Genomic DNA, 11,533 nt, shown 5'->3' on the forward strand with positions numbered 1-11,533 from the left:
CGGGAACAGAGCGTATCGACACTGCTGCCACGGCCGCGGTCCTCGTAGACTCGACCTCGTGACCGAGCCGATCCTGCCCCGCATCCGTCCTGCCATCGCCGCACTCGCGCCGTACCGTCAGGGCAAGCAAGCGGGGCCAGACGCGTTCAAGCTCTCCAGCAACGAGAACCCCTTCGATCCGCTGCCCTCCGTGCTCGAGGCACTGGAGCGGACGACGCCCGTCAACCGCTACCCGGATGCCACCGCGACTCGTCTGCGCGAACGACTCGGTGCGCGGTACGGGGTCGAGCCCGACCAGGTGCACGTCGCATCCGGCAGCGTGTCGATCCTGCATCAGCTGATCCTCGCGACCGCGTCGGAGGGCGACGAGGTCATCTACGCCTGGCGCTCCTTCGAGGCGTACCCGAGCCTGCCGCTGGTGGCCGGCGCGACCGGGGTGCAGGTGCCGCTCACCGCGGACTCCCGCCACGACCTCGGCGCCATGGCGGATGCGGTGACCGAACGCACCCGCGCGATCATCGTGTGCACGCCCAACAATCCGACCGGGCCCATCGTCACCTCGGCCGAGTTCGCCGCCTTCGTCGAGCGCGTCCCGAACGACGTCCTGATCATCCTCGACGAGGCGTACGCCGAATTCGTCACGGCCCCGGATGCGGTCGACGGTCTCGCCGAGCGCGTGTTCGACGCGCACCCGAACGTCGTGGTACTGCGGACCTTCTCGAAGGCGTACGGCCTCGCCGGTCTCCGCGTCGGCTACGCGATCGGGCACGAGAAGGTGCTCGACGCCGCACGCACCACGGGCATCCCGCTCTCGGTCACCTCCGCCGCGGAGAACGCCGCGATCGCGAGCCTCGACGCCGAGGGGGAGCTCCTCGAGCGCGTCGCCGTGATCGTCGAGCGCCGTGACCGCCTGGCCGAGGGGCTCCGCGCGCAGGGCTGGGACGTCCCCGACTCGCAGTCGAACTTCGTGTGGCTGCCCACGGGAGAGCGCACCGACGACGTGGCCGCGGCGTTCGTCGCCAACGACCTCATCGTCCGTCCGTTCTCCGGAGACGGCATTCGCATCTCCGTCGGCGAGGAAGCCTCCATCGCCCGCGTGCTCGAGGTCGCGTCTTCGGTCCGCTGAACGTGTCGCCCGGGCGTCTTCGCCTGTGTTTCTCCGGTTTCCGGGCAGTTGCAAGGGCGTCCTAGGTATGCGTGACCGGGCATGCGGGCGCGGGTAGCGTGAGAGCGTGACCACCTCCGAGACACCCCTTGTGAGCGTTCTGGACGAGACCGGACGGTTCGCTCCGTCCGCCGCCGCTGAGCGATACCTTCCCCTGATCGAGGCGATCAGCGATGCCGAGCTCGAGCAGTTCTACCGGGACATGGTCGTCATCCGTGCGATCGACACCCAGGCGACGAACCTGCAGCGACAGGGGCAGCTGGCGCTCTGGCCGCCGAGCCGGGGACAGGAGGCGGCGCAGGTCGGCTCCGGTCGTGCCGCCCGAGCGCAGGACACGATCTTCCCCTCCTACCGGGAGCACGCGGTCACCCGCATCCGCGGTGTCGATCCGGTCGACATCATCAAACTGATGCGCGGCGTCTCGCATGGCGGGTGGGATCCGACCGACCCGAAGAACGGCAACACCCGGCTGTACACCCTGGTGCTCGGTTCGCAGGCGCTGCATGCGGCCGGCTACGGGATGGGACTCGTGTTCGACGGCCGCACCGGAACAGGTGAGGCCGACCGTGACGAAGCGGTCATCGTCTATTACGGCGACGGCGCTTCCAGTCAGGGCGACGTGCACGAGGCGATGGTCTTCGCCGCGAGCTATCAGGCGCCGACCGTGTTCTTCCTGCAGAACAACCACTGGGCGATCTCGGTGCCGGTCTCGACGCAGTCGCGGGTTCCGCTCGTGCAGCGCAGCGCGGGCTACGGCATCCCGAGCGTCCGCGTGGACGGCAACGACGTGCTCGCCAGCTATGCGGTCTCCCGCACAGCTCTCGATGAGGCCCGCAGTGGCAAGGGTCCGCAGGCGATCGAAGCGGTCACCTACCGGCTCGGCGCACACACCACCAGCGATGACCCGACGAAGTATCGCGGCAGCGACGAGGAGCAGTACTGGGCCGGGCGCGACCCGATCGTCCGGATGCGCGCGTTCCTCGAAGGTCGCGGAGCCTCGGCGCAGCTGTTCTCCGACGTGGAGGCCGAGGCGGCGGACGCCGCGGAGGATCTGCGCGCCCGCACGGTCGAGCTGGGGCCGCCCAGCCCGGACAAGATGTTCGACCACGTGTACAGCGAGCCGCATCCGCTGATCGACCAGCAGAAGGCCTGGCGCGCGCAGTATGAGGCGTCGTTCGAAGGAGGAGCCCAGTGACCCTCGAGACGATGCCGCTCAGCAAGGCGCTGAACGCGGGGATGCGCAAGGCCATGGAGGACGACCCGAAGGTCGTGCTGATGGGCGAGGACATCGGCAAGCTCGGCGGCGTCTTCCGTGTGACGGAGCACCTGCAGCGCGACTTCGGTGACCGCCGGGTGCTCGACACCCCGCTGGCCGAGTCGGGGATCGTCGGGACCGCGATCGGCATGGCGATGGTCGGGTACCGCCCCGTCATCGAGATCCAGTTCGACGGATTCGTGTTCCCCGCGTTCGACCAGATCACGACACAGCTCGCCAAGCTCACCAACCGGCACGAGGGCGCGATCAGCATGCCGATCGTGATCCGCATCCCCTACGGCGGGCACATCGGCGCGGTCGAGCACCACCAGGAGAGCCCGGAGGCGTACTTCGCGCACACTCCCGGCCTGCGCGTGGTTTCGCCGTCGACACCCAACGATGCGTACTGGATGATCCAGGAGGCGATCGCGTCGAACGACCCGGTGATCTTCATGGAGCCGAAGAGCCGGTACTGGCAGAAGGGCGAGGTCGAGCTCGATGCCTCCGCTGTGCCGCTGCACTCCTCACGCGTCGTGCGCACCGGCAGCGATGTGACGCTCGTCGGACACGGCGCGATGGTCACCACGCTGCTGCAGGCCGCCGCGCTCGCCGAGGCCGAGGGGACGAGCTGCGAGGTCGTCGACGTGCGTTCACTGTCGCCGGTCGACTACGAGCCCATCCTCGACTCGGTGCGCAAGACCGGACGCATGGTCTACGCCCAGGAGGCGCAGGGCTTCGGCAGCATCGGCGGCGAGATCGCGGCGACCGTGATGGAGCGGGCGTTCTATGCGCTCGAGGCCCCGGTGCTGCGCGTCTCCGGCTACGACACCCCGTTCCCGCCCGCGAAGCTCGAAGGCACCTACCTCCCGGATGCGGACCGTATCCTCGAGGCCGTCGATCGCTCCCTGGCCTACTGACATCTACCTCATGTTCACAACTCAGGAAGAACTCATCCGATCTCGGATTCTCGGGCTGGTTTCGCCCAGACGCCAACGATCTTCCTGAGTTGCGAACGAGACACCAGCCGAAAGGACTCGTCATGAGCACGCAGAACTTCAACCTCCCGGACGTCGGGGAAGGGCTGACCGAAGCCGAGGTCGTGGCCTGGAAGGTCGCCCCCGGCGATACGGTCGCGATCAACGACGTGATCTGCGAGATCGAGACGGCGAAGTCCCTCGTCGAGCTGCCGTCTCCGCACGCGGGGGTGGTGGGCGAGATCCTCGTCGAGGAGGGCGCGACGGTCGAGGTCGGCACGCCCATCATCACCTTCGTGACCGATGCCCCGGCACCTGCTCCGGCTGCACCCGCTGCTCCGGCCGCGGAAGAGGGCGGCGGCTCGGTGCTGGTCGGCTACGGCACGGGCGGCGGCGCGACCTCACGTCGCAAGCGTCCGGCCGAGCGCCCGGTGCGTTCCTCGGTCGGTGTCATCGCGAAGCCGCCGATCCGCAAGCTCGCCCGCGACCTCGGCGTCGACCTCACCACGGTCGCCGCGACCGGCTCCGACGGCGAGGTCACCCGGGATGACGTCATGAAGCACGCGTCGCAGGCGAGTGTCTTCCGCAACATCGAGACCCCGGAGTGGGGGACCGTGCGCGAGGAGACCGTGCCCGCTCCGCAGGCCGCACCGGCAGGACTCGCGCGTGGTCTGGCCCCGACCCAGCCGTCGGCCGCGGGAGACGACCGCACCGAGTCGATCCCGGTCAAGGGGGTGCGCAAGGCCACCTCCTCGGCGATGGTGCAGAGCGCGTACTCGGCCCCGCACGTGACGGTGTGGAAGGAGATCGACGCCAGCCGCACGATGGAACTCGTCAAGCGCCTCAAGGCTTCGCCCGACTACGCCGACATCCGGGTCTCGCCGCTGCTGATCATGGCCCGCGCCGTGATCTGGGCCGCCCGCCGCACGCCCATGGTCAACGCGGCGTGGATCGAGACGGAGGCCGGCGCGGAGATCGCCGTGCGCCACTACGTGAACCTCGGGATCGCCGCCGCCACCCCGCGCGGCCTGCTGGTGCCGAACATCAAGGACGCGCAGGACCTCGGGATGAAGGACCTGGCTCGGGCGCTGAACCGTCTGACGCTGACCGCGCGCGAGGGCAAGACCCCGCCGGCCGATCAGCAGGGCGGCACCATCACCATCACGAACATCGGTGTGTTCGGGATGGACGCCGGCACCCCGATCATCAACCCCGGCGAGGCCGGCATCGTGGCGATGGGCACCATCAGTCAGAAGCCGTGGGTCGTCGACGGCGAGGTGCGTCCTCGGTGGGTGACCACGGTCGCCGGATCGTTCGACCACCGCGTGATCGACGGCGATGGCATGAGCCGCTTCATCGCCGACGTCGCCTCGGTGCTCGAGGAGCCCGCGCTGCTGGTCGACTGAATCCACGCCGTGCGAGCGGCAGCGTCTCACCGGGGCGTGCCGGTCCTGCGTCGCGCCTCGGGAGACGCCGGGTTGGCGCGGAGTCGTGTGTTCCTACGCGGTTCCGCGCGGAAACCTCGCCTATCGTGAGGTCCAGCACCTCAGCCCTCGCGGGAAAGACCAGTTTGACCCGAAGAACCGGCCGCGTAAGGAGATCACGATGATCGACCGAGAACGAGACGCCGAGAGCAAGACCTCGATACCAGGGAAACCTTCGCCGAAGAAGATCCTGAAAGAAGTGACCCACCCCGCGCTGATCCCCGGGATCGGTGTGGAAGACACGCCCCGTGTGTTCAACACGAACTGGATCGTGTTCGGCGTCGCCGGTGTGCTCGTGCTGGCGGTCGTGATCTGGGGCTTCCTCGCCCCGGAGAGCATCAGCGCGGCGGGTGCCGCATCGCTCGGATGGGTGACGGACAACTTCGGGTGGCTGTTCTCCCTGCTGGCCGTGGTGACGATCGCCTTCATGTTCGTGGTCGGCTACGGCCGCACCGGCGGCGTCCGGCTGGGAGCGGACGACGAGTCGCCGGAGTTCTCGACCGTGTCGTGGATCGCGATGCTGTTCTCCGCGGGCATGGGGATCGGCCTCCTGTTCTGGGGGCCGGCGGAGCCGCTGACCTACTTCATGGATCCTCCACCGGGCTTCACGGCTGCCGAGGGAAGCCGTGACGCGATGCTCGACGCTCTCGCGCAGTCGATCCTCCATTGGGGTCCGATGGCGTGGGCGTTCTACGCGCTCGTCGGTGGGGCGATCGCCTACGCGGCGTATCGAAGAGGCCGCGCTCCACTGATCTCGGCGATCTTCCGGCCGATCTTCGGCGAGCGCACCGATGGCTGGATCGGCGCCGTGATCGACGTCTTCGCGATCATCGTGACGCTCTTCGGTACCGGTGTCACGCTCGGCATGGGTGCCCTTCAGATCGCCAGTGGTGTGGAAGTCGTCACGGGCATCGGGCCGCTCGGTAACACGGGCCTCATCGTCATCATCACGGTCCTCACGGCCGCGTTCGTCGTCTCCGCCGTCTCCGGCATCAAGCGCGGCATCCGGGCGCTGTCGAACATCAACATGGTGATCGCCGCCGTGATCGGACTGTTCATCTTCATCGCCGGTCCCACCCTGTTCCTGTTGAACATGATCCCCGCCAGCGTCTCCGCCTTCTTCGGGGAGCTGTGGATCATGCTCACGCGGAACCCCGCCCAGAGCGAGGACGCCGCCGCGTTCATGTCGAGTTGGACGAACTACTACTGGGCCTGGTGGATCTCCTGGACGCCCTTCGTGGGAATGTTCATCGCGAAGATCTCCCGCGGTCGGACGCTTCGGGAGTTCGTCACCGTCGTGATCGTCGTGCCGTCGATCGTCTGCGTCGTCTGGTTCGGGATCATGGGCGGGACCACGATGCTGTTCGAGTCCGAGGGGCGCGGCCTCGCGGAGGCGGGGTCGCCGGAAGCGATCCTCTTCGCGGTTCTCGGCGAGCTGCCGTTCGGCGTGGTGCTCTCCGTGCTCGCGATGATCTCGATCATCCTGTTCTTCGTGACCTCGGCGGATTCCGCGGCGATCGTGATGGGCTCGATGAGCCAGCGCGGCAAACCGGAGCCGTCGACCTGGGTGACGATCACGTGGGGGCTCCTCCTCGGCGCGGCAGCACTCGCGCTCCTCCTCGCCGGCGGTCAGACCGCTCTGTCCGGTCTCCAATCGATCATGGTGGTGTCGGCGCTGCCGTTCGCGATCATCGTGATCGGCATCATGATCGCGTGGGCGAAGGAGCTGCGAACGGACCCCTACATGCTGCGTCATCGATATGCGCGTGCGGCGATCGCACAGGGAGTGCGTCGCGGGATCGCGGAGCACGGCGACGACTTCGTGTTCGGCGCGACCGAGGTCGCCGCCGACGAAGGCGCCGGCGCGGGGATCGACACGGATGATCCTGCCCTGACGGAGTGGTACGAAACCGCCACCGGGCAGGTCCCCGTCGTCTCGGCCGAAGACGTCACCCGGACGCTCGAGCCCGGTCGCATCCAGCCGCGGGGGCCGGGCAACCCCGCCCACACCGCCTCCGGAGACGCCTCCCTGACCGTCGGCGAGAACCGGCGGGAGACTCGACTCCGCGCGCGCCAGAAGCCGGAGGAGACGACGGGGGACGAGGAGGGGCGCGACTGACCGCGCGTCGCTCCTCTGCCTTACGCGCTCGCGCGGAGGCGTTCCTCGGCGAGGCGGGGCACGGCGTACTCCCTGGCCGCGCGGCGAGCGGTCGCGACGGCCCCCCGTGACACGACCTCGGCACCGAGCGTCGAGGCGAGGATCTCCGGTGCCGGCAGGTGCAGCTCCTCGGGGAGGATGCGCCGGGCGGCGGTCAGCACGGGCTCGATGCTCTCGGCGACCGCTCCGCACACGATGACGCGCGCCGGGTCGTACATGCTGCCGAGCACGCCGACGATACGGGCGACGGTCGCCCCGACGCGAGAGGTGACCAGCTCGGCATCCGGGTCACCCGACGCGGCGAGGGTGAGCACGAGGCGGGGATCGATGCGGTCTGCTGCGACGAGGCGTCCGACCGCGCTGTCCGCCGCGATCTCGCCCTCATCCACCGCCGCCCGCACCTGATCCTCCACCGCGTAGCGGAGTCCGAACGCCGATCCGACGCCCACGATGTGGTCGAACACGACGCCCTCGCCGACGCCGCCGTGCGCGCCGTGCAGCACGTGGCCGTCGACCACCACGCCGCCGCCGAATCTCTCGCTCGCGAGCAGAGCGACGTAGTCGCGGCATCCGATCGCCGCTCCCTCCGTCCCCTCGGCGATGGCGGCGAGCTGCGCATCGTTCTTGATCTGCACGATGGGAGCCCAGTCGCGCAGGGCCTCGGCCAGACCGGGGTTGGTGCGCTCCCAGAAGCCGTCGGGGTGCGGAGGGGAGACGCCGTCGCGGTTCACGGGTGCCGCGACGCCGACGCACAGCGCGAGCACCCGGTCGGGCGTCACCTCGGCTTCGGTGAGTGCGTCGCCGAGGCGTTCGAGGATCGTCGCGCGCCGTTCGTCGGCCGATTGCGAGGGCGTGAACTCCAGGCGGTGGTGCACGAGCGTGCGGTCGAGGGGGTCGGCCACCGTGACGGCGAGGTGGGCGTCTCCCGCATCCACGCCGATCACGACCCCGAGGTCGGGGGCCAAGACGAAGCGCCGCGAGGGTCTGCCGGAGCGGTACGCGCCGACCGCGCGGGCGTTCGGAAGCTCGCACAGCACGGCGGCGCCGACGAGGGTGTCGATCGCGTCGATGGCCGTCGAGCGCGTCAGGGAGGTGCAGGCCATCGCCTCGGTCGCGGTGAACTCGCCGGCCGTCCAGGCGAAGTCGAGGACCGCCCCCACGCTCGCGCGGCCGGTGCCCAGGTCTGCGGAGACTTCTGTCACGACACTTGACCTCCCTGTCTTCCCAATGAGAGAGTACCGTTCGACAGAGTAAATTCGCTCACTAGATTTAGTCTGTGGATTTATATATCGGAAGGACGACGGTGTCTGAGAGACGAACACGAGCGGCCCGAGCGGTGGCCGCAGCCCTGGGGGCCACCCTGGTCGGCACGGCGCTCGCCGGATGCGCCCCGGGCTCAGGAGCGGAGACCATCCGCTTCACCTTCAGCAAGCGCGAGGCGATCGAATTCATGACCGCCCTCGTCGCCGAGTACAACGTGTCGCAGAGCGACGTGCGGGTCGAGATCGACACCTCGGGCGTCGATGTCGTCTCGGCGAGCTTCGTGCGGGGCAATCCGCCCGACATCATGCTCGCCAACTACAACTACGAGATCGCCCGGTTCGTGCAGCGTTGCGCCCTCACCGATCTGTCCGAGACCGCCGCGGCCGCGGACATCCGCGACGACCTGCAGCCGCTCATGGATCAGTACGGCTCCTGCGAGGGGCGGACGAGCGCGCTGCCGTATTCGGTGATGGCCGCATCGGTCATCTACAACAAGGAGATCTTCCAGGCGCAGGGTCTCGAGGTTCCGCAGACCTGGGACGAGCTGCTCGCGGTGTGCGACCAGCTGAAGGCCGCCGGCATCGACCCGTTCTACGGCACGTTCAAGGACGACTGGACCGTGGGGCAGGGCTGGTACGACTACACCGCGGGTGGCTCGGTCGACGTGATCGAGTTCTTCGACGCCCTCGCGGACGAGGGGGCGGAGGTGGGGCCCGACTCCGAGGTCTCGTTCTCGAAGGACTTCGCCGAGCCGATGGACAAGATGATGCAGCTCGCGAACGACTACACGAACGCGGATGCGCCGAGCCGCGGCTACGGCGACGGCAACCTGGCCTTCGCCAAGGGGGAGGCCGCGATGTACCTGCAGGGGCCGTGGGCGTTCAGTGAGATCGCGAAGACCGCGCCGGATCTGCAGCTGGGCACTTTCCCGCTGCCGATGACCGATGATCCGGACGACCTCGGCGTGCGTGTGAACATGGACCTCGCCGTGATGATCCCGGAGGGCTCCCGCCACAAGGAGGCCGCCCGGGACTTCCTCGAGTTCCTCTACGAGCCCCGGAACATCGAGGAGTACAACGCCTCGCAGCTGGGCTTCACCCCGACGAAGGGGGCGCCGGCTCCGGACGACCCCCGTGTCGAGGGGATGATCGAGTACTACGACGAGGGCCAGATCTATCAGGGCCCGTCGGTGCTCGTTCCCAAGACCCTTCCGATCTTCAACTACGCGCAGGCGATGGTGCTCGGGGCCTCGCCGACCTCCATCCTGCGCACGATGGACGCGGACTGGGCCCGTATCGCCTTCCGTGCGCCGATCCCCTCGACCCAGGACAACGCCGCCGGTGAGGAGGGCGCATCATGAGCACCACGACGACCCCCTCGGCGTCGGACAGCACGACCGTCATCGTGACGGGCGGCGACCGGAAGCTCCGGCGGCACACGCGTCGCGTCGAGCCGATCTACTACCTGTTCCTGCTGCCCACGCTGGTGCTCTTCACGCTCGCGATCACGCTGCCGGGCGTCATCGGCATCTTCTTCAGCTTCACGGACTCGATCGGCATCGGGGAGTGGAGCTTCAACGGGCTGACGAACTACATCGCCCTGTTCAGTGATCCGTCGATCCTGCAGAGCTACCTGTTCACGTTCGGGTTCTCGATCGCCACGGTCGTCGTCGTGAACGTGGTCGCGTTCCTGCTGGCGGTCGGGCTCACCTCGCGCATCCGGTTCAAGACGGGCCTGCGGACGATCTTCGTCATCCCGATGGTGATCTCGGGCATCATCATCGCCTACGTCTTCAACTTCCTGTTCTCGAACTCGATTCCTGCGGCGGGAGCGGCGGCCGGCATCCCGTGGCTCGAGACGAGCCTGCTCGCCAATCCGGACCTCGCCTGGATCGCCATCGTGATCGTCACGGCCTGGCAGGCCGTGCCCGGCACACTGCTGATCTACATCGCCGGGCTCCTGTCCGTCCCCGGCGAGGTGTACGAGGCGGCGAGCATCGACGGCGCCAGCAAGGCGCAACAGCTCACCCGCATCACGCTCCCACTCGTCGCGGGCTACGTCGTGATCAACGTGATCCTCGGGTTCAAGGGCTTCCTGAACGCCTACGACATCATCGTCGGCCTCACCAACGGAGGTCCGGGCACGTCCACCCGCAGCGTCGCGATGACGATCATCGCGGGCTTCAACGGCGGCGACTACGCCTACCAGATGGCCAACGCGACCATCTTCTTCATCGTCGCCGTGCTCATCTCCCTCCTCCAGCTGTCGCTGACGCGCGGAAGGAACGCACTCTGATGTCGACGCAGACACTCACCACCATCCCCACCTCGGGCAAGAAGCCGCGCGTGCGCATGGAACGCGTGAACTGGTCGGGCACGGTCATCCTGATCCTGTGCGCGGTCACCGTGCTCCTGCCCCTGTACGTGACCATCTCGATGGCGCTCAAGACCACCGGGCAGGCGGTCGACGGCAACGCCTTCTCGCTCCCGGCCCCGTTCAGCTTCGACGGCTTCGTCGAGGCATGGACGCTGACGAAGTTCCCCGTGGGCGCGGGAATCTCGCTGCTGGTCACCGCCGGTACGGTGACCGCGACGATCGTGCTGGCCGCGTTCGCGTCCTACGCGATCGTGCGCAACTGGGACCGCCGGCTGTTCCGCTACTCGTTCTTCTATCTGCTCGCGGCGATGTTCATCCCGTTCCCCGTCGTGGCGCTGCCGCAGATCCAGCTCACCGGACGCGTCGGACTCGACAACCCGTTCGGGGTGATCATCCTCGCGACCATGTTCCAGCTGAGCTTCAGCGTGCTGCTGTTCACCGCGTTCCTGCGGTCGATCCCGATCGAGCTCGAGGAGAGCGCCCGCATCGACGGCGCCACGACCTGGCAGACGTTCTGGAAGCTGATCTTCCCGCTGCTCGCCCCGATGAGCGCGACCGTCGGCATCTTCGCCTTCCTCTACGCCTGGAACGACTTCATGATGCCGTCGCTCATCATCGCCGATCCGGCGCTGCAGACACTGCCCGTGCGGCAGAACCTGTTCCAGAACCAGTTCAGCAACAACTACAACGTCGCCTTCGCCTCGTACCTGATGGCGATGGCACCCGCGATCGTGGCCTACCTGTTCACCCAGAGATGGGTCATGGAGGGCGTCACGCAGGGTGCCGTCAAGGGCTGACCACCTCATCGAACGACACGAACCACCGGAAAACACCGGAAACACAGAAGGAGTCCTCTTC

9 protein-coding genes are annotated in these 11,533 nt (G+C 68.0%); 8 read left to right on the forward strand and 1 reads right to left on the reverse strand.

The window, feature by feature from the left end; translation table 11 throughout:
* Positions 1-58 precede the first annotated feature (58 nt).
* The 5 genes from ACLF6J_RS16710 (at position 59) to ACLF6J_RS16730 (ending at position 6,997) form a co-directional block, all read left to right on the forward strand.
* A complete protein-coding gene (locus ACLF6J_RS16710) occupies positions 59-1,126 on the forward strand; it encodes a histidinol-phosphate transaminase (protein ID WP_134352493.1) in 1,068 nt (355 codons plus the stop codon).
* A gap of 106 nt (positions 1,127-1,232) precedes the next feature.
* The gene (locus ACLF6J_RS16715) at positions 1,233-2,360 is read left to right on the forward strand and encodes a thiamine pyrophosphate-dependent dehydrogenase E1 component subunit alpha (protein ID WP_131493541.1); all 1,128 of its coding nucleotides are present in this window, start codon (positions 1,233-1,235) and stop codon (positions 2,358-2,360) included.
* Positions 2,361-2,371: 11 nt separating this feature from the next.
* Positions 2,372-3,337: an alpha-ketoacid dehydrogenase subunit beta gene (locus tag ACLF6J_RS16720; RefSeq protein ID WP_047524248.1), complete on the forward strand. Its 966-nt coding sequence runs from the start codon at positions 2,372-2,374 to the stop codon at positions 3,335-3,337.
* Positions 3,338-3,459: 122 nt separating this feature from the next.
* On the forward strand, positions 3,460-4,800 hold the full coding sequence (locus tag ACLF6J_RS16725; RefSeq protein ID WP_134352492.1) for a dihydrolipoamide acetyltransferase family protein: 1,341 nt from the start codon (positions 3,460-3,462) through the stop codon (positions 4,798-4,800).
* Between the two features lie 199 nt (positions 4,801-4,999).
* A complete protein-coding gene (locus tag ACLF6J_RS16730) occupies positions 5,000-6,997 on the forward strand; it encodes a BCCT family transporter (protein ID WP_421076925.1) in 1,998 nt (665 codons plus the stop codon).
* 20 nt (positions 6,998-7,017) lie between these two features.
* Here the strand turns inward: ACLF6J_RS16730 and ACLF6J_RS16735 are convergent, their stop codons facing one another.
* Complete coding sequence (locus ACLF6J_RS16735) at positions 7,018-8,238, reverse strand: ROK family protein (protein ID WP_134352490.1); 1,221 nt, start codon at positions 8,236-8,238, stop codon at positions 7,018-7,020.
* Positions 8,239-8,339: 101 nt separating this feature from the next.
* On the opposite strand from ACLF6J_RS16735, the gene ACLF6J_RS16740 reads away from it, so the two are divergent.
* From ACLF6J_RS16740 to ACLF6J_RS16750, 3 genes are read left to right on the forward strand one after another with little or no spacing between them, the layout of a single operon-like run.
* The gene (locus ACLF6J_RS16740) at positions 8,340-9,659 is read left to right on the forward strand and encodes an ABC transporter substrate-binding protein (RefSeq protein ID WP_134352489.1); all 1,320 of its coding nucleotides are present in this window, start codon (positions 8,340-8,342) and stop codon (positions 9,657-9,659) included.
* The gene (locus ACLF6J_RS16745) at positions 9,656-10,594 is read left to right on the forward strand and encodes a carbohydrate ABC transporter permease (RefSeq protein ID WP_047524204.1); all 939 of its coding nucleotides are present in this window, start codon (positions 9,656-9,658) and stop codon (positions 10,592-10,594) included. Before ACLF6J_RS16740 ends, ACLF6J_RS16745 begins: the two co-directional genes overlap by 4 nt.
* Positions 10,594-11,472: a carbohydrate ABC transporter permease gene (locus tag ACLF6J_RS16750; protein ID WP_131493533.1), complete on the forward strand. Its 879-nt coding sequence runs from the start codon at positions 10,594-10,596 to the stop codon at positions 11,470-11,472. The genes ACLF6J_RS16745 and ACLF6J_RS16750 overlap by 1 nt, the downstream gene beginning before the upstream one ends.
* Positions 11,473-11,533 lie beyond the last annotated feature (61 nt).

It is taken from the genome of Microbacterium sp. IO18, assembly GCF_049099505.1.
Classification (GTDB): domain Bacteria; phylum Actinomycetota; class Actinomycetes; order Actinomycetales; family Microbacteriaceae; genus Microbacterium; species Microbacterium aurugineum.